Consider the following 21,368-nt stretch of genomic DNA (forward strand, 5'->3'; position numbering starts at 1 on the left):
AAGGCGTCCATTCGTCACGCCAGGACGATGTCACTGACGGATCGTCCGGCATCGCAAAGCAGCGACGATCCGGTTAAGTCTTGGACGCTGCATATCGGGAGGAATACGACATGGCAAAACTACAGGTGGCGATGATTGGTCTTGGCATGGCGGCAGGCCACCACGCCCGAGCCTTGATCGATCTCGCCGATCAGGTCGAATGCGTTGCAGCCTACAGCCCGACAGCGGCACGTCGCGAGGCTTTCGCCGCACAATACCCGATCCCGGTTATCGACAGTCTCGACGCTATTTTCGACGATCCGGATATCGATGCCGTGCTGATCCTCACACCTCCAAGCAGCCATTGGGAGCTTGTCGAGCGTGCCGCAGCGGCAGGAAAACATATTCTCCTGGAAAAGCCATTGGATATCAGCCTTCAACGGGCCGAGGCTATTGTGGCTGTGGCTGAGAAGGCGAATGTGAAATTGGGCGTCGTGCTGCAGAACCGGTTTCGCCCGGCCGCACTCGCGCTCGATCTTCTGGTCGTCACCGGCCGCCTCGGTTCGCTGGTCGGCGCATCCGCTGCCATTCGCAACTGGCGGCCGCAAAGCTATTACGATGTCGAGGGCAGGGGAACGAGGGCGCGTGACGGCGGCGGCGTCCTGCTCACCCAGGCGATCCACACGATCGACCTTCTCCTGAGTTATGCCGGCGCGCCCAAGGATGTTTCCTCCTTTGTTCGCACCACGCCCATCCACCAGATGGAGACAGAGGATCTGGTCGCGGCCTGCCTCTCCTTCGAAAGCGGCGCGATCGGTACGCTGAACGCCACGACCTCGGCCTATCCCGGCCTGCCAGACCGGATCGAACTGATCGGCACGCAAGGCACGGCCACCCTTTCCGGCGACACGCTGGAAGCAGCGTTCATGGACGGCACGGTGGCAAAGGTGGGGGGCGAGCAGTCGATCGGCACGGGCGTCGATCCGATGGCCTTCGGGCATGAGATGCACCGCGCCCTGATCGGCAATTTTATCGGTTCGATCACCGGTGAAGAGACATTGCGCGTCTCCGGTCGCGATGCGCTGCAGGCGCACCGCTTCATTGAGAACATACTGGCGGCCAGCCGCTGAAGGCTTGAAGCGCTGAAGGTTTAAAGTCCGGCGGCCTTGCGCAACTCTTCCGCCATACGGCTGCGCCAGTCCTTGCCGGATGCCTTGAACCTGTCGAGCACGTCGGGATCGAGCCGCAACGTCACGGCAACCTTCGGCGCCTCGACCTTGGGGCGGCCGCGGGCAGCAATTGGCTTTTCCATCTTCTCCGCCATTTCGGGGAAGACCTCGCGGAAGGGGCGGGCGTTTTTCATTTCCTCTTCCGTCCACGGCGGATTGTCGGAAACTTCGTCCCAATCCTCTTTCGAATATCCTCGGCCGGGCTGAAACTCTGTCTGCTTTTGAGGCTTGATGTTCATTCGATCAAACTCCTCTCATCCCTTCGCGCCGGGCGCCTTGATATGACTGAAAGCGCCTCGGATCCAAGATTGACAAAGATTGCTGCGATTACACCGTTTCGCAATCTGCCGATCGCTGTGCGCCGCCCGTTCTTCGCCGGAACGGTCACGGCTGACAGAAAGAAATCAAATGACAGATCTTCGAAATCGAGACCATGCTTCTCGATATTCGCAACTCGCTTCTGCTCGTCCCAGATGATCCGCATTATTCGTACACGAAAAATCGCCGCCCGACAATGAGCGACGATCCGACGAAACGAAAGAGGTTACAATCCCGGAATTATAGTGGTTGCGATCGCAGCGATCAGCAGATCACCGTCTCGGCGATCCGGATGCCGAAACCTTCCAGCCCGACATAGTGGCGCTCGCTGCGGGTGAGGAGCTTGATCGAGGTGACGCCGAGATCTTTCAGGATCTGCGCGCCGAGACCGATTTCAAGCCATTCGCTTTCACGCGCCTGCGCCTCGGCATGGGCTTCCTGGTCCTGGCGCATCTTGCGTCCATGTTCGGTCTGGCCGACGCCCACGGAACCTTCGCGCAGGTAGATGATCACACCGCGGCCTTCGTTCTCGATCATCTTCATGTAGCGCTCGACAGAGCGTTCGGCGCCGAACACATCCTGCGCCACGTTTTCGAGGTGAAGGCGAACCGGAATGTCGACGCCGTCACGGATGTCACCGAAGATCACGGCGACATGCTGCATCGGGTCCCAGGGCAGCGAATAGGCATGCGCCTTGGCGCGGCCGACCGGGGTTGTCACGTCGAAGGATGAGATCAATTGGATCAGGGTTTCCTTGCGCTGCCGGTAGGCGATCAGGTCGGCAACGGAAATCTGCTTCAGCCCGTGTTCGACAGCGAATGCCGCCACCTGCTGGCCGCGCATCACGGTGCCGTTGTCGTTGACGAGTTCGGAAATCACGCCAATCGGCGGCAGGTTGGCGAGCTTGCAGAGGTCGGTCGCCGCTTCCGTATGGCCGGAGCGCATCAGAACGCCGCCCTCGCGCGAAATCAGCGGAAAGATATGGCCGGGACGAACGAAATCCGCAGCACCGACATTCGGGTTGGCAAGGTTGCGCACCGTCAGCGTCCGGTCGTCGGCGGAAATGCCGGTCGTCGTGCCATGCTTGAAATCGACGCTGACGGTAAAGGCCGTCGTGTGCGCGCTGTCGTTTTCGGCCACCATGGCGTTGAGGTTCAGCCGCTTGGCTTCCTCGCGCGGCATCGGCGCGCAGACGATACCGGATGTATGGCGTACGATGAAGGCCATCTTTTCGGGCGTGCAATGCACGGCGGCGACGATCAGGTCGCCCTCGTTCTCGCGGTCGTCATCATCGGTAACGACGACGATCTCTCCGGCCTCGAAGGCGCGGATGGCTTCAACGACGGACTTCTGATCGTAAACCATTGGAAAATTCCTATTTCAGGCGGCCGGTCTGGCCGCGATCCCTAAGATAATGATCTGCAATCGCGCAGGCGACCATGGCTTCGCCGATCGGCACGGCGCGGATCCCGACGCAGGGGTCGTGGCGGCCCTTGGTGCGCACATCGACATTGTGGCCATCGGCATCGATCGACTGGCGCTCGGTGAGGATCGACGAGGTCGGCTTGATCGCAAAGCGCGCAACGATCGCCTCACCGGTGGATATCCCGCCGAGAATGCCGCCCGCGTGGTTGGAGAGGAAGATCGGCTTGCCGTCATTGCCCATCCGCATCTCGTCGGCATTTTCCTCGCCGGTGAGCTCCGCCGAGGCAAAGCCTTCGCCGATCTCGACGCCCTTCACAGCGTTGATCGACATCAGCAGCGAGGCGATGTCCTGATCGAGCTTGCCGTAGATCGGCGCGCCGAGACCTGCCGGAACACCTTCGGCGATAACTTCGACAACCGCGCCGATCGAGGAACCGGATTTGCGGATGCCGTCGAGATACTCTTCCCAAACCGGAACCATCTCCGGGTCGGGGCAGAAGAACGGGTTCTGGTCGACTTGGCGCCAGTCCCAGTTATTCCGGTTGATCTTGTGCTTGCCGATCTGGACGAGCGCGCCGCGCACGGTCACACCCGGCACAACAAGCCGTGCAATGCCGCCGGCGGCGACACGGGCCGCGGTTTCGCGGGCAGACGAGCGTCCGCCGCCGCGATAATCGCGAATGCCGTATTTGACGTCATAGGTATAGTCGGCATGGCCGGGACGATAGCGGCGGGCGATCTCGCCATAATCCTTGGAACGCTGATCGGTATTCTCGATAAGCATCGAGATCGGCGTGCCGGTCGAAATCATCGTCTCGCCGTCCTCGTCGAACATCACGCCGGAGAGAACCTTGACGATATCATCCTCGCGCCGCTGGGTGACGAAACGCGACTGGCCGGGCTTGCGCTTGTCCATCCAGGCCTGAATGTCGGCATGGGTGAAGCGCAGTCCGGGAGGGCAGCCATCGACCACGCAACCGAGTGCGGGACCATGGCTTTCGCCCCAGGTCGTAACGCGGAAAAGATGGCCGAACGAATTGTGGGACATGAAGACTGCCTGGCTGCAAGGGCGCTTGAAACGCCGGTTTTATCGAGGCTTTATTAGGCAAAAGCATGGGCGCGGACAAGCCTTTCTTGCTTGCTGCCGGTACCCGCCGGGTGAACAGTCCGGTCGACAGGCGCAAGGTTCGGCGGCTCATGCCACCGATCTTTGCCAGCCCTCCTGTGCTCTTAACGTGAAATCGTCGAAGGGCAGGGCGCGCGCGAAGGCATAACCCTGCAGAAGATCGCAGCCGAGGTCCTCAAGCAGACTTGCGTGTTCGAAGGTCTCGACACCTTCCGCAACCGTTTCGACGCCGAGTGAACGGGCTATATCGATGATCGATCGAACCAGCGCGCGCTCTTGCGGCGAATGAAGGATTGGCAGAACCAGTTGCTTGTCTATCTTCAGTCGCTTCGGTTTCAGTCGCAGAAGGCTGACGATTGAGGTGTGCCCGGTGCCGAAATCATCGATCTCCACATCGATGCCGAGTTCCTTGATCCGGTCCAGATTGGCGACGACGGCGCTGTCGCTGTCATCGAGGAAGATCGATTCCACCAGTTCGAAGGCGATCTCGCCGGGTGCGATCTGCAGGCCACGCAGCATGTCGATCAGGTGTTCGTCATGCAGCCGTCGCGACGACACGTTGACAGAAACCCTGGGCACAGCGACGCCCATCGCCGCCCATCGCATCTTGTCCTTCAGCACCGTTTCCAGCATCAGCTGATCGAGCGTCGCCGTCACGTTAAGGTCGTCTGCGATCTTCAGGAACTGGTCGGGAGCAAGCAGGCCCCGGCGGGGATGCCGCCAGCGGATAAGCGCCTCGACGCCCGTCAGCTTATGTGTGCCCGCGCTGATCTGCGGCTGGTACCAGGCGGAAAACTCATGGTTCTCGATTGCCGCCAGCAGCTCGTCCGCCGTCCGCTTATGGTCGATAATCTCCGCATGCAGGTTCTGTGTAAAGAATTCGAACCGGTTGCGCCCCATGCCCTTGGCTCGGTAAAGCGCCAGATCGGCATTGACGAGAATGCGCCGCGCATCGACATGCGTGCCATTGGCTTCGGCGATCCCGATCGACACGCCGCAGCGGCAGGAAAACCCGTCGAAATCGAGCGGCTGGCGAAACTCGGAAATGATCCGGGCCGCAAGCTGCGCAAGCTCCTTCGAGCTTGCCTGATCGTGCACCAGAATGACGAATTCGTCGCCGCCGATGCGAGCGACCGTATCTTTTTCGTTGATATTGCGGGTCAGGATTTTGGAGGCGTGCACGAGCATCGCGTCGCCTGCGGCATGTCCCAGCGTATCGTTTATCTGCTTGAAACGGTCGAGATCGAGGTGAAGCAGGGCGAATTTTCGCCTGCCGGAAGCGCGCGACAGGGCGTCGAGCTCCATGTCGAGCTTACGCCGATTGGCCAGCAGCGTCAGCGGGTCATGCAGCGCGTTGTGTTCGATCCTGCTCTTGGCAATTTCGAGTTCGCTGTTCTTGGCGTCCGCTTCTGTCTTGGCCTTCTGCAGTTCCACCGTGAGTGCCGTATCCTTCGTCACATCAAAGGCCAGCCCGATGAGTTTCTTCGAGCCGTCCTTACCCTGATGCAGCTGGCCGACGGAGCGCACGTAGCGGATCGTACCGTCCGCCTGCGCTACGCGAACCACCAATGCCTCCTTCGTTTGGCCGCTGAGATACGCTCTCGATGCGTTGATCGCGATCGGTCGGTCTTCGGGCAAGAGCAGATTGAGCCAGCGTTCCTGGGTTATGATGCCGTTGGTGAAAGGGATGCCATACAGCTGGCACATGCGCGCATCCCACGTTTCGGTGCCCTGCCCGGGCGTATATTCCCATATGCCGCAGCCGTAGGAGGCAAGTGCGAGGTCGAGCTTGCCGGATAGTTCCTCAAGCTCCCGCTCGCGGCTCGACAATTCGTCCAGCGCAAGCTCCAGCTCGGCATTCTTGACCTCGGTATTGGCCTTGGCGTCGCGCAGCGTCTGCGCCATCAGCATGTCGGCGCTCACATCCCACACGATACCGGTCATGCGGTGGCTGCCGTCGATGTTTTCGTAACGTGCGCCGGCTGATCTCAGGTGCCGGACCTCGCCGTCAGCCGAGGTTATGCGATAGGTTTCGGTGCAGGATTCGTAGAGCCGCGCCCATTTCAGGAAATGAGCTTCCGCCTTCGCTCTATCTTCAGTGGCCACGTGCTGCAGCAATCCCTTCAGCCGCTGCACATCCTGTGGCGAGTTTACGCCGTGAAGCAGTCTGGCGCGCCGATCCAGGAAGAGCTGCAACCCGTCGCCGCTGACCTCCCATATGCCGATGTTGGAAGCCTCCATCGCGAGATTGAAGCGCTGTGAAAGATCAAGAAGGCTGGATTCACGCGTTTTCAGTTCGGCAATATTCCGGTTGCGCTCGGAAAGCAGCCCGGTCGCCACCACGATTGGTACGATGAGCGCAACCGCACCGAATGCGAGAAATAGCCGGAAGTGGTGCTGGTTTTCCGGGGGGGTAGCCCAGCCGTTCTTCGGGGCAAGCGAAAGATCCCAGCGCGAGCCGGCAATCTCCAGCGTCTTGGTGAGCGGCGATTGGTCGTCGACCGTGTCATCGCCAAAAAACGCCAGATAGCCAGGTTTCGCCTTGTCTCGCAGCGAGAAGTTTACGTTTGTAAGATCGACTGGGCTGGGCCGGCCCGCGTCATCGTCGACGATCATTCCCGCTTCCTTTAGAAGCTCCGCCTTGTCGATGACGATGGCAAGCGCGCCCCAGGGCTGGCGAAGTGTCTTATCGTCCAGCACAATCGGTACGACCAGCGTCAGGTGGTTCTCCTGCGAACCTGTGACGATACTCGGCGATGTCCTGTCCCTGGTATCCATCAGATCCGCGTCTAACCTTTTGACGTCGAATGGCAGCGAAGCGTCCGCGCTCGAAATACCCTCGGGTGTGTGGATCTGCGATATGGAAAGATCTGGCGCCAAGGCTACCGCGGCAAAATGCCGATGATTGTCGAATGTAGCCTCGACGAGATGTCGCAGGTGGTCTGAGGTTGCATTCTGTTCGCGCAGAAGACGCTGTGCAAGCGCCTGCGCATCCTTGATATCTGTCTCGATGCGCCCAGTCAGGTTACGTGACACGGCAGAGGCTGTGTTTTCCACATCTGCGCGCAAGGCGGCACGCCCGAATTCGGTATTGCGCCGATCAAGACCTAGTGCAATCGCAAATATGCAAAGCGAAATTGTTAGTGCCGCAAGCAGGGAAATTGGATTCGAGGCAATTATATTGTGCCAGTTTAAATAGTGTGGCGGCCTGAATTTCACCTGCTGAATGCCCTTCTCTAACCCGGGATGACCGAGAAATAGTGTATTGGCGGGGTGTTAATTTATCATTTCGCGATACAGGGTGCTGTGAACGAGGAATTATGTTTAATCAATACTTGATTTTGATGTTTTGAATCTCCTGGGGAAAGTCGAAAAAAGGTATTTGTTATATTTTTGTTAATAATAATGCCTCGTTTCACGCGCGAAATGTCATGATCAAGAGCAACTTTTGCCACATTCTGAGGGCTATCTTTGCTTCGAAACGAAACACACGGACCTCATCAAAGGCCTCCAAGATGCGCATGCTCATCGCCACCCTGCTCGCCACCGCAAGTATCTTCTCGCCGCTCAACAGCTTTGCTCAGAGCGCGGATATCGAGGCGACAATCAGGAAGGTGGACGTCAATGCGCTGAGCCTGACGCTTGACGACGGCAAGACCTACAAGGTTCCGGAAGAGTTCAACTTCGAAGGATTGAAGGCAGGCGTCAAGGTTCTGGTCTTCTATACCATGGTAGACGGCAGCCGTATTGTCGACGATCTGGAAATCGTTTGATATCAGAGTGAGAGAATGCGGGTGCTTTCGACGTGTTTGACGCCCGTTCAGCTTAAATCCAGGCGATCGAACCTTTGGCAACCGTTCCGTCACCCGCGTCGCCCTCACTCAACTCGATCCTGACGATACGGTCCTGATGGATCGGCATGTTGGCGGCTTCATCTTCATCGACATTGCCGATAATGCGGAAAAGCGAGCGAAGCACTCCGCCGTGGCTGACGGAAATCGTCGGTCCCTTCAGCGACGCGAGCCATGCGCCTATACGCCAGGAAAGGATTTCATAGCTCTCGGCATCTTCGCCCGGTGGAATGAAGCTCCACTTGTTTTTTGAACGTTCCCGCAGTCGCTCCGGAGCAGTCTTCTTTATCTCGGCGGTGGTAGACCCTTCCCAGTCACCGAAAGAAAGCTCTTTCAGGAGTTCATCTGTACGGTAGCCCGCCGGGTCCAATCCCATGGCTGTCCGTATGCGCTCCATTGTCTCCCTTGTACGCCAAAGGGGGCTTGCAACGAAATCGAACCCGTCGGCTGAGCCGACGAGTTCGCGCAGCGTTTCACCGTTACGGGTAGCCTGTCCACGCCCGATCGCATTGATCGGGATATCCTTTTGTCCCTGAAGACGACCTTCGGCATTCCAGTCCGTCTGGCCGTGGCGGATCACATAGACAAGCACGGGATCGTTCCTCGTTAGTCCTTGATGACCGAAATGTCCGGAGCGTCGACCGCCTTCATGCCGATAGCGTGATAACCGCTGTCGGCGTGATGCACTTCGCCGGTCACAGAACGGGAGAGGTCGGAAAGCATGTAAAGGCCGACATCGCCGACATCTTCGATGGTGACGGTACGGCGCAGCGGCGCATTGTACTCGTTCCATTTCAAGATGTAGCGGAAGTCACCGATGCCGGATGCGGCAAGTGTCTTGATCGGACCGGCCGAGATCGCGTTGACGCGGATGTTCTTCGGGCCGAGGTCGACCGCCAGATATTTGACGCTGGCCTCGAGAGCCGCCTTTGCAACGCCCATGACGTTGTAGTTCGGCATGACCTTTTCCGCACCGTAATAGGTCAGCGTCAGCATCGAGCCGCCATCGGTCATCAGCTTTTCGGCCCGGCGTGCGACGGACGTGAAAGAATAGACCGAGATCTGCATCGTCTTGGCAAAATTGTCGGCAGAGGTGTCGACATAACGACCGGTCAGCTCGTCCTTGTCGGAAAAGCCGATGGCGTGCACGATGAAATCGATCTTGCCCCAGTGGTTTTCGAGATTGGCGAAGACCTCGTCGATCGTCGCTTCGTCGCTGACATCACAGTGGCCGGCCATGAAGGCGCCGAGTTCGGCCGCCAGCGGTTCGACCCGCTTCTTCAGCGCATCGCCCTGATAGGTGAAGGCCACTTCGCCGCCATTGTCGACGATGGCCTTGGCAATGCCCCATGCAATCGAGCGATTGTTCGCAACGCCCATGATGAGCCCGCGCTTGCCTGCCATAAGGCCGGATGCCTGAACCATTGTGTAATCCCTGACACGAAAAAATGAATGTTGCCTATGGCATAGGCCGCATCAGGGTTCAAGCATGCGTCAAATCATCAACCGTAAAGATGGCCTGAAATAGATGCGTGCCTGGGGATGATGTCATCCCTTTGTCACGCTTTCCGTCTCACAGATACAGCCCATCGCGCATCAGTCGCATCAGGTCGGTGACCTTGGCGTCCGGCGTTTCCAGAAGCACGATCCTCAGTTCGACCACCAGATCGCCGCGTCCTGCAGCGTCATGAAGGCCGAGCCCTTCGATCGTGATCGTGCGGTCGGATCCGGACCAGCTGGGAATTTCCACCGTCCGCCGGCCCGCTGGTGTCTCCACCTGCGCCTCACCGCCGAGGACGGCATCCTGCAGCGAGATGGGCAGCACGATATGAAGGTTGAAATCCCTGACGATATAGATGTCGTCGCGGGCCGCATTCAGCGTCACGACAAGATCGCCCTGTTTCATGTTGGGCAGTTTCAGGCCTTGGCCCGTAAGCCTTACCTGATGTCCGTCGGTGGTGCCCCGCTCGATCGGAACGCGAACTTCCCGGTCGTCCGAGAGCTTGATCGTAACCGGTTTCAGCGCCAGCAGTTCGGCCACCGTCACCTTTGCCTCGACCAGAAGATCCGGCGCCTTTTCCGGTGTTGGCGCTGTGCCGCGGATACGTTTGACCAGATTGGCGATGAGGTCGACTGCCATCATCGGCAGCGGGGAGCGGACTTCCGGCCCCGGCGCATCCTTCGGGCTCGTTTCTTCGACCTTTGTCTCCGACGTGTCGGCATGTTCCTTGGCGCGCTCGCGTGCCTCGGGGCTGCCGCCGAAAATGCGTTCGATGGTTTCTTCCGGGCTTTCGCTCGGCTTCTTGCCCGTCTGCTGCTTGGCTTGTCCGCTTGCCGCACCCTGGGCTTTCGCCTTTGCCGCATCGGCCTTCGGTTCGGCCTTGGTGGCGTCGGCCTTGGTAGCATCGGACTGGGCTCGGGCAGCCTGGGCCTTTGCCAGCTCCTCCATCACCTTTTCCGCATTGGCGCGCGCAGCCTTGGCGCGCTCTGCCGCATCGCGCTGCTGCATGATCGTCTGGTGCATGTCGGCTGCACGGTCATAACGCCGGCGCCGCTCCGGATCCTTGAGCAATTCATAGGCCTGCCCGATCTCCGCGAACCGGTCCGTTGCACTCGGATCGTCGCGATTGTGATCGGGATGAATCGTCTTGGCCTTCGTCCGCCAGGCCGCCTTGATTTCGTCTGCATCGGCGTTCCGTCTGACGCCGAGGATGGAATAGGGATCACGCATCGTGAGACCACCGGTTACGCTTTTGGCGGCAGATCCGGCATAATCGCGAACCTGCCGATAATAAACTTAAACACGGGCAACACAGGGCCATCATGCACTGCTCGCTGCTCCGATTTTCTCGGATTGAGAGAGTAGAGGCGCAGTCCTGAATCAGTGGTTACAGCGCGGCTTCACAGCTGAGGCATGGTGAAGGATCAGTTAACGCGGTGTGTGGTTTGGAAACAATTAGGCCAAGGGTGACAATTTGGCTCAGCCTTGCCTGTCGAAGGCCGTCAGCATCCAGTCGCCGCTTCCAGTCATGCAGGTCTGGCCAGCAAAAACGGCGATCCCTTCATAGGAATGACGCGTTGTCTTGAAGGCGCGGCAGACGCGACCCTGGGCGTTGTCTTCCTGAATGACGGAAACCACGCCGGCACTGCCGGTCGCGGCATTGGCCCAGGGAAGGGGAGTGTTGCCCATTTTCACGAGATCGGCCGAAGTGACGGCATTGCGCACAGTCGCTTCGTCGGAAAGGCTTGTCTCGGATTGGGGCTTGCCGGCAACGGTTCCCGTCGCAAGCGATCGATCGACCTTGCTCGATCCGCCAAACAGATCCAGACTACTCGTACATCCCGCAAGCGACAGTGTCAGCGTGGCGAGGCAAATTGCAGCGCCGCTCTTGCGGCCCAGGCACTTTGTCATTTCGGTCCACTTTGCTATCACTGACACCTAATATCCTGTCCGGCGCTTCGTCTCGGGCATGTTCGAGCAGATTGGGAGTATTTAAGTCAATATGTCTGGAAGTGAGTTAACAACCGGTGACTTCACCGAAGAATCTGAACCATTTACCCTTTTCGCCCGCTGGTTGAAGGATGCGGAAGCTTCTGAGCCTAACGATCCAAACGCCGTTGCGGTTGCAACAGTAGATGAACATGGCCTTCCGAATGTGCGCATGGTGCTGCTCAAAGGTTTCGACGAGCACGGGTTCGTTTTCTATACCAATTTTGAGAGCCAGAAGGGCCAGGAAATCCTAGGCCAGAAGAAGGCGGCCATGTGTTTCCACTGGAAATCGCTGCGCCGGCAGGTGCGCATCCGTGGCCCGGTAGAAGTCGTGACTGATGCTGAGGCCGACGCCTATTATGCATCCCGCCCGCGCGGCAGCCGCATCGGCGCCTGGGCATCGAAACAGTCGCGTCCGCTCGAAGGACGTTTTGCCCTGGAGAAGTCAGTCGCGGAATATGCGGCGCGTTATGCAATCGGCGAAATCCCGCGGCCGTCCTACTGGTCCGGCTTCCGTATCCGGCCGACATCGATAGAATTCTGGCACGACCGCCAGTTCCGCCTGCATGACCGTGTCGAGTTCCGTCGCGACGATCCGTCCGGCAACTGGAACAAGGTGCGGATGTACCCGTGAGCAATTCCAGCAAAAGCGCGAACCGGTTTTGCGTTCGGAATTGCGTAGAACAAAACCTCTAGCGCTTCAGCGCGAAGGGAATGCCGGAGGCGAGTGCGGAAACGTAACGCGCCTTCTGGTAATAGCCATTCAGTGAGACGCGCGGCAGGGCGGTCGGCCGGGCCAGGTCGGCGGCGGTGAGCATTCCAGGTTGTGTGGTAAGGCCGATCACAAAACCGAGATCGCGGGCGGATTGGAATTCCCTCGGTCCGATCGCGTCCCGGCTTCCATAGGGATATGCAATTGCTGTTGGTCGCTCGCCCGTGAGTTCCGTCAGCCATTCTGCCGATTTGCGCATCTCTCTCAGGGCTTCTTCCGCGCCAAGTCGGCTGAGCTTGCGATGCGTCACGGTGTGAGCGCCCAGCGAAACGAGCGGATGCGCCGCGAAGTCTCGCAGTTCCTGTGGCCCCATGATGAGTTCGCGGGTAGTGGCAAGGGGATCGATGCCGTATCGTTCCGCCAGGAGACAGAGGTCTGCGACGGCTTCGGCCTCTTTGCGAGCCCAGACATAGCTGGCAAAGCGGAAAGACGTGTCGAGTTGCTGTACCGGCGTCTTCAAGTCCACCGTTTCAACGCCACGCCCGAAATCGAAGCTGATGCGATCCTGCTCACGCAGAAGTCGGCCCATGATCTCCCACCAGAGCGGTTGCCTGTGTTCGGCAAGCCCTTGTGCGATGAAGACGGTGAAGGGCACGCCATGCCGGGCGAAAACGGGCAGCGCGTGTTCCGCATTGTTGCGGTACCCGTCATCAAGCGTGAAGGCTGCAAACGGCTTGGTCGAAGGGACAGCCAGCCGTTCCGGTAAATCCGAAAGTGCTATGAAATCGTAGCCGAGTGATTTCAGCCGAACGATCGCGGCATCGAGGAATTCCGGCGTGATTTCCAGATGCCGGTTAGGCCCGATGACCGATGCGGATTCCGGCCTTACATGATGCAGCGTGAAGATGACGCCCGAGCCGCGAGCCGACGTCAACAGGCCGCCCCCTGCCATCAGCGCCGAAGCTTCCAGCCCGGCACCGATCAGCCAGCGCTTGACGTTGCGACGCCAGATCGCTTTTGCCTTGTCCTTCATCGTGTCCGCAATTAGCCCCCGGGGCAGCCATGCCCGATACGGGACAGGCTAGTGCCGACCCATTAAGCCTTGCTGAACGATGGCACGCTTACGGCCGTAATCCGTCGAGAAGCGGAAGCCCGATGACGGCGGCGGCTCCGATAAGTGTGAAGCAGATCCGCCGGAACGTGGTCTCACTGGCGATACCGAACATCCGTGAACCGAAAAAAAGCCCGATGCCGTAAGCCGGCCCTGCAGCAAGCGCGATCAGCAGGACTTGCAGCGTCAGGATGCCACCGATGATATAGGACGTGGCCGAAAGCACGCTGGCCAGCGCGAAGTAGAGAATGAGGTTGGCGCGCACGACATTACGTTCGATCGCTCCACCGAGCCAATAGGCGACGATCGGGGGGCCGGACATCTGGGCCGCGCCGCCGAAAAGGCCGGCAATCGCGCCGACGCCGACCGTCAGCCAGGTTTTCGGCCGGCCATGATAACGCCAGCCCGAGATCAGGAAAACCAGCAGGCAGACGACGACAGCGGAAATGATCCAGCGCAGCGTCACCGACGGCATCAGCGAAAGCATTGCCGCGCCAGCCGGAACGCCGATGATGGCGCCGGCCAGCATGGTGAAGACATCGCGGCGGTTCGCCCTGCGCCATCCTTCCGGCAGCATGCCGAGCGTCATTACCCAATCGATGACAAGGAGCAGTCCCGACGCGATCTGCGGGCTCGTCGCCGCTCCGGCGAGCGGTATGAATATCAGCGCCCCGCCAAAGCCGGAAAAGCCGCGCGCAAGGCCTGCAACAACGGCGGCAAGAAGCACGAAGGCAAGTTCGCCGATCGAGTGGCCCGGAAGCCATGTCGCGAGAAAAGCGGAGATAGGATTGAGGGAAGTCATGACATGCGGTGTTTGTGAGGTGAAGAAAGCCGATCACCTGCTGCGGTTTCGTACGATCTGTCAATAAGGGGTAGTCGGGGAGGGGTGACGAAAATCGTTTGCGATCCACCAGTCGCATTCCTCTTGTGTATAGCCGAGCAGATACCCCTGTCGCCGTTCCATCTCTTCCGTCCACGGCCTCGGGCCGTTCATCAGGTCGTCATAGGCCTTGAAGCGCCATTCTTCACCGGGCAGGGCGTAATAGACGGTCAGAAATGTTTGGCCGCCACCCCGCACAGCCTTGACGCTCTCGACGAACGCGCCGCTTTCGACATGCGGCCGAAAAAGGTTGCGAACGTTTTCGAACCATTCAACCCCTTCTTCGCCATCAAGAATGGCAAACGGCTTACGTCCCTCCAGCATCAGCGGCAGTTCGAAATTCGTATGGACCAGATAGCTAGCCTCGTCGATCCGATGCGGCCGTGTCAGCATGATCTCGCCGTCCCATTCGGGCAGCAGGAGATCGGCTGCCGAGGCAAGCGCGAACAATTCCTCCTTGTCGGGATAGAAGGAGTGTGTTGCCAGATCTGCGAATTCCGTAACCAGAATGGATGCAACGATCGCCGGGTTGGCTTCAAAGCGCATTTCGTGGATCGAGCATCCCGTTTGCGGCGACAGGAATTTTAACACGAATGTCTCAGCACGCATCACTTTCTGATCTGGGGATGTGTGCCTGATTTTGCTGGGTCGTCTGTCTGCTGCGTGCCACATGATCTGTCGCGCATCGGGCGCTTCTTGGCAGATTGAAATCGGCATGTTGCGGCGCAGGTCGCTGCGAAAGCGCGATGCATAGCGCCTCCCCCAAACGCCTAGGAAATGGCACCCCGTTTCGTCATTTCGGAAGACGACGGCTCCACCGAAGGCCGAGGAAAGACCCTCCGTGCCGAATGGTCCTTCACCACCATAAACAGCGATGACGCATTCAGCGGGCGCGACACACACTACGGTATCCCCGGCGGGTGCGAACCCCTGGCTTCTGAAAAGATAGACTGGACAAGGTTGTGTAGTCATGTCGCGACCATACTGCACAGGTCTACTTCAGCAACTCGGAAGTTTGACGCCGTCAAACCGTCCGTCGATAGAACTTCGTATCCACCGCCATCCGCGGAAAGCTTGCCGGCAGCTCGTCGGCGACGATCTCGGAGAAGCCGTTCTTCTCGTAGAAACGGTGGGCAGCGAGAAACTTGTCGGTGGTGCCGAGCAGGATCGTCTTCAGCCCGACAGCCGCTGCATGCGCCATAAGCGCGTCGAGCAATCTCGCAGCCACGCCGAACTCCTTGCCACGAACCTCGGCGGCGACGAACATCTTGCGCAACGCGGCCTCGTCATTGCCGATATCCTTCAGGGAAATCGTGCCGACGATCTTTCCGTCCTTTTCGGCGACCCAGAACCCGCTCTTGGCCGTCTGATAGAAATCCGCAATGGCGGCGAGATCCGGCTGATCCGCCGCGGTGATCGCGACACCGAACTCCTCGCGCTGGATCGGCAGGATGACACCGATCACGCCCTGTTCGTCGCCTGCCCGGAAGGCGCGGATCACGATGTCGCTCATCCTTTTTACGCCTTCGTGCCGCCGACGGTGACCTGATCCATCCTGAGATGTGGCTGGCCGACGCCGACCGGAACCCATTGACCGGCCTTGCCGCAATTGCCGATGCCGGTATCGAGCTTCATGTCGTTACCGACCATCGACACGCGCTTCATCGCATCCGGGCCGTTGCCGATCAGCATCGCGCCCTTGATCGCCGGGCCGACCTTGCCGTTTTCAATGAGATAGGCCTCGGTGCAGCCGAAGACGAATTTGCCCGAGGTGATATCCACCTGACCACCGCCGAAGGAGACGGCATAGACACCCTTCTTGACGGACGCGATGATCTCTTCCGGCGTCTTGTCGCCGCCAAGCATGTAGGTGTTAGTCATCCGCGGCATCGGTACTGAAGAATAGCCCTGTCGGCGGCCGTTGCCGGTCGGCTTCATGCCCATCAGCCGGGCATTCTGCCGGTCCTGCATATAACCGACGAGCTTTCCGTTCTCGATCAGCACGTTATAGGCCGACGGCGTGCCTTCGTCGTCGATAGTGATCGAGCCGCGGCGATTGTCGATCGTGCCGTCGTCGACGACGGTGACGCCCGGAGCGGCGACCATCTCGCCCAGAAGCCCGGCAAAGGCAGAGGTTTTCTTGCGGTTGAAATCGCCTTCCAGCCCGTGACCGACCGCCTCGTGCAGCATCACGCCCGGCCAGCCGGAGGAAAGCACCACATCCATCGTGCCGGCCGGCGCCTCGATCGCCTCGAGATTGACCAGCGCCTGGCGCAGCGCCTCATCAGCGCCAACCTGCCAATTGCCTTCGGCGACGAAATCGCCGAAGCCGATGCGGCCACCGGTGCCAAACGAACCGCTCTCCTGCCGGTCGCCGCTTCCCACGACGACGGAAATATTGATGCGCGTCATCGGACGGATGTCCTGCACCCGGTGCCCGTCCGCACGCAAAATATCGACCACCTGCCAGCTGGCGGATATCGTCGCGGTGACCTGGCGAACCTTTTCGTCCTTGTTGCGCAGATAGGCGTCGATATCGGTCAAAAGCTTGGCCTTCGCCTCGAAGCTCGGGGAGCCGATCGGGTTCTCGTCGCCGTAATATTTCTTGTTGGTCCGCTGCGGGGCGCTCGCATAGGAACCGGAATAACCGGCGGTTACCGCGCGAACGGCATCCGAGGCGCGTTCCAGCGCTGCGGCGCTCAGGTCGCCCGCATGGGCGTAACCGACCGCCTCACCCGCAACCGAACGCAGGCCAAAACCCTGGTCGGTATTGAATGAGCCACCCTTCAGCCGTCCGTTGTCGAAGGTCAGCGATTCCGCCTGGGCGTGTTCGACGAAAAGCTCGCCGTCATCCGCGCCGGAAAGCGCTTTTGCGACAATCGCCCGCAGCTTCGCTTCGTCCGTGTCGAACAGGCTCAAGAGATCGGTGTTCATGGAAATACTCCTTGGGCAGGACCCGCCTCGGCGCGGCAGGCTGTGGCGGCAAACCGCCTTTTCATCCGATGTAGGTCCGGCACGGAGCCGAAGCAAGCCTATCCTTGGGTCGGCCTGGTTCGCAGATAGGCTTGAACCGCATCAGGCATGGTTTCGCGAGGCAGCGTGTTGAACTGGCCGTCACCGCTGAAGACCATGAAGGCCCGCGGACGCTCCCAGACTTCGGTAATGCTTCGCCACGTCAACTTGCCGCTGCCGAGATCGGACACGATGTCGATTCCATCGGCATCGACGGTAATCTCGGCCTTCGGATCGCCCATGCGCTTGTAGCGACCGAAGGTGTTGACCTTGTGGGCGCGCCAGATCACGGCGACGAAGATGACCGGCGCCAAGGCGAGGACAAGCATGACGCCGGCGAAAATATTGTTGTCGCCCGAGATAATGAAATAGATGGAAAAGCTCAACATCAGAACCGAGATGACCCACATCATCTTCTGTTCGACCACGGCACGGCGCCAGACGAAGGCGCGGATCGCATCGCGCACGATATCGTCATCATAGCGAACGGTGAAACGGTGGCTGCCTGCAAGGCCCATGGTCTTCCTGCCCTTCGACGCAGCTATCCGATGATCAGGGAAGTGCGTCGTAGCCGGGGCCAAAACCGTTGAGTTCGACGGGAATGCCGACGCGGTCCTGATCGGAAGATTCGCGCAGCGCGAAGACGGCATTCTTGCCGGCGCGCAGGATACGCATCAGTTCCTCGTCGATTTCCACTTCCACATAGCAGCCTTCCGAGAAGCAGCGGGTGAAATAGGCGCGGCCGATATTGTTGTTATCGACGTAAAGCTCCATCCCGTCCTTCAAGAGAACGCCGAGCGGTGCGAGGATGCGCAGGATACGCGCCTTGCGATCGGCGGTCTTGAGCACGACGACCGAAAGCCCCACTTCCGGCCGGTCCTCGGCAATGACGTTCTGCATCAGCGCGCATTGCTCGGCGGAAGCGCCGGCAGGGCGGTCGCAGATCACCGACCATGCGCCATGGCTTTCCTTCACATTCCCGGGCTGCTGTCCGGAAGGGCCAGGCGTGGGGGCGGGTGCCGGAGCCTGCGCGCTCGGGGCGGGACCTTTCGGTGCGGCACTCGGCACCGGCGGCGTCTGTGCCGGCTGTGCGAATGCGGTGGAGACCGTGCCCAGCGTCAGGAGGGCAATAAGGCTTGCGCCGATGAGGGAGGGACGACCCATGGAAACCTCTGGTTCGAATCAATGCGGCTTATCCTGTCTTTCGCGGTGCGAATTGGAAAGCCTTGCCGAGTTTTCAGCGGAGTACGGCGAAAGTAGGACCCTGTTCAAGTCACAAGGGCGTCGCCGGCTTCAAAATCTGGTGGAATTTGTCAGCCGAAAGAGCATATCTTCACTTCAGGCTGCGACTCTGTGGAGGGAGGTGTGGTCTATTACGGAGGGAAATCAACCAGAGGATGTCGCGCGTCTGCAATGCGCAAAATGCCGCAGGGGCATTTGTCGCAAGACGTTGCGGATATAAGCAAACTATGGTTGAACCAAGCTATAGCTTGGAGACTGCGTAAGAGTTGATCTGGATCACATGCGTGGGGAGAAAGTTTGTGATGAACAGGGCTTATGCGATGATGATGGCGATCATCTGTCTTATCACCGCCCCGATTGCGGGGCTGGTAAGCGCCTCGGTGGCGCATGCGGACCAGCCGCATCCCTGGCAGATGGGGCTTCAGGCGCCGGCAACCGAAATCATGCACCAGATAAGCTGGTTCGAGAAGTACACGCTCTGGTTCATCGTTCCGGTCACGCTTTTCGTTCTGGCACTGTTGATCATCGTCGCCGTGAAATTCCGCGCCGACAAGAACCCGACGCCATCGCGCACCAGCCATAACACGACGATCGAGATCGTCTGGACGGTGGCGCCGGTCCTGATTCTCTTCATGCTGGCCATCCCGTCCTTCAATCTTCTGAACGCCCAGCTGGAAATTCCCGAAACCGACATGACGGTGAAGGCCACCGCCACCCAGTGGCAGTGGAATTACGAATATGAGGGATCCGGCCAAGGGGAAGGGGCGTCGCCTGTCGCTTTCGACAGCTACCTGTTGAAAGAACCCGATCGCGCCGCGGCCGGCAAGACGGACATATCCGTTTATCCGCGCCTTCTTGCCGTCGACAACGAGATGATCATTCCCGTAGGCAAGACGGTACGCCTTCTCGTGACAGCCGCTCCGACCGATGTCATCCATGCTTTCGCCATGCCGGCTTTCGGCGTGAAGATCGATGCCGTGCCAGGGCGCCTTAACGAAACCTGGTTCCGCGCCGAACGCGAGGGCCTTTATTACGGGCAGTGCTCCGAGCTTTGTGGCAAGGACCACGCCTATATGCCGATCGCCATCCGTGTCGTCTCTGAAGACAAATACACCGCCTGGCTCGCTGCCGCCGCAAACGATCTGCCGGGAGCCTACAAGGCGCTTCTGGCATCTGCGGACAACAAAAATGCAGTCGGCGTCGATGTCGCTGCAAACGACGTCAAGTAAGGGAGGCGAGATCAATGGCTGAAACGACACATCACGACGACCATTCCCATCGTGCCGCCCATGACGACGCACATGCGCATGGCGAACATCATCACAAGCCGGGTTTTGCCGCCCGCTGGCTCTTTTCGACCAACCACAAGGATATTGGCACGCTCTACCTGATCTTCGCGATCATGGCCGGCATTATCGGCGGCCTTCTGTCGGTCGCGATGCGCATGGAGCTGCAGGAACCCGGCATCCAGATTTTCCACGGCCTCGCCTCTATCGTCTATGGTTTCGAGGGCGATGCCGCGATCGATGGCGGCAAGCACATGTTCAATGTGTTCACCACCGCCCACGCGCTGATCATGATCTTCTTCATGGTCATGCCGGCGATGATCGGCGGTTTTGCCAACTGGATGGTGCCGATCATGATCGGCGCGCCGGACATGGCTTTTCCGCGCCTCAACAACATTTCCTTCTGGCTGATCGTCCCGGCCTTCCTTCTTCTTGTCTTGTCGATGTTCGTCGAAGGACCGGCAGGCGCCTATGGCGCGGGCGGCGGCTGGACCATGTATCCGCCGCTTTCGACCTCCGGCCATCCGGGACCTGCCGTCGATCTCGCGATCTTCTCGCTCCACGTCGCCGGTGCCTCGTCCATTCTCGGCGCGATCAACTTCATCACCACCATTTTGAACATGCGCGCGCCGGGCATGACGTTGCACAAGATGCCGCTGTTTGCCTGGTCTGTTCTGGTAACCGCCTTCCTTCTGCTTCTGTCGCTGCCGGTTCTGGCCGGTGCCATCACCATGGCGCTGACCGACCGTAACTTCGGCACCACATTCTTCTCGCCGGAAGGCGGCGGCGACCCGATCCTCTACCAGCACCTGTTCTGGTTCTTCGGCCACCCGGAAGTCTACATCCTCATCCTGCCCGGCTTCGGCATCGTCAGCCACATCGTCTCGACCTTCTCGAAAAAACCGGTTTTCGGTTATCTCGGCATGGCCTATGCGATGGTGGCGATCGGCGCTGTCGGCTTCATCGTCTGGGCCCACCACATGTACACGGTCGGCCTGTCGCTCGATGCGCAGCGTTATTTCGTTTTCGCCACGATGGTGATCGCGGTGCCGACAGGCATCAAGATCTTCTCCTGGATCGCGACCATGTGGGGTGGCTCGATCACGTTTGCGACACCGATGATCTGGGCGATCGGCTTCATCTTCCTGTTCACCGTTGGCGGCGTCACCGGCGTGCAGCTGGCCAATGCCGGCCTCGACCGCTCGCTTCACGACACCTATTACGTCGTGGCCCATTTCCACTACGTCCTATCGCTCGGCGCGGTCTTCGCCATCTTTGCCGCCTGGTACTACTGGTTCCCGAAAATGTTCGGCTACATGTATAACGAGACGATCGGCAAGCTGCATTTCTGGGTCATGTTTATCGGTGTGAACCTCGTTTTCTTCCCGCAGCACTTCCTCGGCCTTGCCGGCATGCCGCGCCGTTATATCGACTATCCGGATGCTTTCGCCGGCTGGAACTACGTCTCCTCAGTCGGTTCGTATATCTCCTTCGTGGGTGTACTCATCTTCCTCTTTGGCGTATGGGAAGCCTTCGCCAAGAAGCGGGTTGCCGGTGATAACCCCTGGGGCGAGGGTGCGACCACGCTTGAATGGCAGCTGTCGTCGCCGCCGCCCTATCACCAATGGGAACAGCTTCCCCGCATCAAGTAGGAATTCCGATCCGGGTGCTGCCTTGGCAGCGCCCGGCATCTCGTCAGGATCTGAA

Annotated in this window: 21 protein-coding genes; 5 read left to right on the top strand and 16 right to left on the bottom strand. The window is 59.5% G+C overall.

The window, feature by feature from the left end:
- Positions 1-110 precede the first annotated feature (110 nt).
- Positions 111-1,109, top strand: coding sequence for a Gfo/Idh/MocA family protein (locus ACI3K0_RS06380; RefSeq protein WP_183822993.1), 999 nt, complete (start codon positions 111-113; stop codon positions 1,107-1,109).
- A gap of 20 nt (positions 1,110-1,129) precedes the next feature.
- On the opposite strand, the gene ACI3K0_RS06385 is transcribed toward ACI3K0_RS06380, so the two are convergent.
- The 5 genes from ACI3K0_RS06385 to ACI3K0_RS06405 form a co-directional block, all read right to left on the bottom strand.
- A complete protein-coding gene (locus ACI3K0_RS06385) occupies positions 1,130-1,447 on the bottom strand; it encodes a BrnA antitoxin family protein (RefSeq protein WP_183822991.1) in 318 nt (105 codons plus the stop codon).
- Entirely contained in the window at positions 1,444-1,692 is a 249-nt protein-coding gene (locus ACI3K0_RS06390) for a BrnT family toxin (RefSeq protein ID WP_183822989.1), read from the bottom strand. The genes ACI3K0_RS06385 and ACI3K0_RS06390 overlap by 4 nt, the downstream gene beginning before the upstream one ends.
- A gap of 98 nt (positions 1,693-1,790) precedes the next feature.
- The gene (gene ribB / locus ACI3K0_RS06395; RefSeq protein ID WP_183822987.1) at positions 1,791-2,891 is read right to left on the bottom strand and encodes a 3,4-dihydroxy-2-butanone-4-phosphate synthase; all 1,101 of its coding nucleotides are present in this window, start codon (positions 2,889-2,891) and stop codon (positions 1,791-1,793) included.
- 10 nt (positions 2,892-2,901) lie between these two features.
- Positions 2,902-3,999 (bottom strand): chorismate synthase, encoded by a 1,098-nt coding sequence (aroC, locus tag ACI3K0_RS06400; protein ID WP_183822984.1) that lies wholly within the window; start codon positions 3,997-3,999, stop codon positions 2,902-2,904.
- A gap of 147 nt (positions 4,000-4,146) precedes the next feature.
- On the bottom strand, positions 4,147-7,146 hold the full coding sequence (locus ACI3K0_RS06405; protein ID WP_246435942.1) for an EAL domain-containing protein: 3,000 nt from the start codon (positions 7,144-7,146) through the stop codon (positions 4,147-4,149).
- A 446-nt stretch (positions 7,147-7,592) separates the two neighbouring features.
- On the opposite strand from ACI3K0_RS06405, the gene ACI3K0_RS06410 reads away from it, so the two are divergent.
- On the top strand, positions 7,593-7,850 hold the full coding sequence (locus tag ACI3K0_RS06410; RefSeq protein WP_148142825.1) for a DUF1344 domain-containing protein: 258 nt from the start codon (positions 7,593-7,595) through the stop codon (positions 7,848-7,850).
- 52 nt (positions 7,851-7,902) lie between these two features.
- Here the strand turns inward: ACI3K0_RS06410 and ACI3K0_RS06415 are convergent, their stop codons facing one another.
- The 4 genes from ACI3K0_RS06415 to ACI3K0_RS06430 form a co-directional block, all read right to left on the bottom strand.
- Positions 7,903-8,520: a histidine phosphatase family protein gene (locus ACI3K0_RS06415; RefSeq protein ID WP_183822982.1), complete on the bottom strand. Its 618-nt coding sequence runs from the start codon at positions 8,518-8,520 to the stop codon at positions 7,903-7,905.
- Positions 8,521-8,534: 14 nt separating this feature from the next.
- On the bottom strand, positions 8,535-9,353 hold the full coding sequence (gene fabI, locus ACI3K0_RS06420) for an enoyl-ACP reductase FabI (RefSeq protein WP_183822980.1): 819 nt from the start codon (positions 9,351-9,353) through the stop codon (positions 8,535-8,537).
- A gap of 148 nt (positions 9,354-9,501) precedes the next feature.
- Positions 9,502-10,659 (bottom strand): DnaJ C-terminal domain-containing protein, encoded by a 1,158-nt coding sequence (locus tag ACI3K0_RS06425; protein WP_183822978.1) that lies wholly within the window; start codon positions 10,657-10,659, stop codon positions 9,502-9,504.
- Positions 10,660-10,908: 249 nt separating this feature from the next.
- Complete coding sequence (locus tag ACI3K0_RS06430; protein WP_183822976.1) at positions 10,909-11,367, bottom strand: RT0821/Lpp0805 family surface protein; 459 nt, start codon at positions 11,365-11,367, stop codon at positions 10,909-10,911.
- A gap of 64 nt (positions 11,368-11,431) precedes the next feature.
- Between ACI3K0_RS06430 and pdxH the strand changes: the two genes are divergently transcribed.
- On the top strand, positions 11,432-12,052 hold the full coding sequence (gene pdxH / locus ACI3K0_RS06435; RefSeq protein WP_148142821.1) for a pyridoxamine 5'-phosphate oxidase: 621 nt from the start codon (positions 11,432-11,434) through the stop codon (positions 12,050-12,052).
- Between the two features lie 58 nt (positions 12,053-12,110).
- Here pdxH and ACI3K0_RS06440 read toward each other — a convergent pair whose 3' ends face one another.
- From ACI3K0_RS06440 to ACI3K0_RS06470, 7 genes are all read right to left on the bottom strand, one after another.
- Positions 12,111-13,163: a polysaccharide deacetylase family protein gene (locus ACI3K0_RS06440; RefSeq protein ID WP_183822974.1), complete on the bottom strand. Its 1,053-nt coding sequence runs from the start codon at positions 13,161-13,163 to the stop codon at positions 12,111-12,113.
- Between the two features lie 88 nt (positions 13,164-13,251).
- On the bottom strand, positions 13,252-14,043 hold the full coding sequence (locus ACI3K0_RS06445) for a sulfite exporter TauE/SafE family protein (protein ID WP_183822972.1): 792 nt from the start codon (positions 14,041-14,043) through the stop codon (positions 13,252-13,254).
- A 60-nt stretch (positions 14,044-14,103) separates the two neighbouring features.
- Complete coding sequence (locus ACI3K0_RS06450) at positions 14,104-14,730, bottom strand: hypothetical protein (RefSeq protein WP_148142818.1); 627 nt, start codon at positions 14,728-14,730, stop codon at positions 14,104-14,106.
- A 415-nt stretch (positions 14,731-15,145) separates the two neighbouring features.
- Complete coding sequence (locus tag ACI3K0_RS06455; RefSeq protein ID WP_183822970.1) at positions 15,146-15,634, bottom strand: GNAT family N-acetyltransferase; 489 nt, start codon at positions 15,632-15,634, stop codon at positions 15,146-15,148.
- A 5-nt stretch (positions 15,635-15,639) separates the two neighbouring features.
- Entirely contained in the window at positions 15,640-17,055 is a 1,416-nt protein-coding gene (gene tldD / locus ACI3K0_RS06460) for a metalloprotease TldD (protein WP_183822968.1), read from the bottom strand.
- Between the two features lie 98 nt (positions 17,056-17,153).
- The gene (locus tag ACI3K0_RS06465) at positions 17,154-17,651 is read right to left on the bottom strand and encodes a YcxB family protein (RefSeq protein WP_148142815.1); all 498 of its coding nucleotides are present in this window, start codon (positions 17,649-17,651) and stop codon (positions 17,154-17,156) included.
- A gap of 34 nt (positions 17,652-17,685) precedes the next feature.
- Positions 17,686-18,297 (bottom strand): invasion associated locus B family protein, encoded by a 612-nt coding sequence (locus ACI3K0_RS06470; RefSeq protein WP_246435939.1) that lies wholly within the window; start codon positions 18,295-18,297, stop codon positions 17,686-17,688.
- Positions 18,298-18,677: 380 nt separating this feature from the next.
- Here ACI3K0_RS06470 and coxB point away from each other — a divergent pair, with 380 nt between their 5' ends.
- On the top strand, positions 18,678-19,604 hold the full coding sequence (gene coxB / locus ACI3K0_RS06475) for a cytochrome c oxidase subunit II (RefSeq protein WP_183822966.1): 927 nt from the start codon (positions 18,678-18,680) through the stop codon (positions 19,602-19,604).
- Positions 19,605-19,618: 14 nt separating this feature from the next.
- Entirely contained in the window at positions 19,619-21,313 is a 1,695-nt protein-coding gene (gene ctaD, locus ACI3K0_RS06480; protein WP_183822964.1) for a cytochrome c oxidase subunit I, read from the top strand.
- The last annotated feature ends 55 nt before the right edge of the window (positions 21,314-21,368 follow it).

Origin of the sequence: Rhizobium sp. ZW T2_16 (genome assembly GCF_044987325.1) — a bacterium.
GTDB classification, from domain to species: Bacteria; Pseudomonadota; Alphaproteobacteria; order Rhizobiales; family Rhizobiaceae; genus Neorhizobium; species Neorhizobium cellulosilyticum.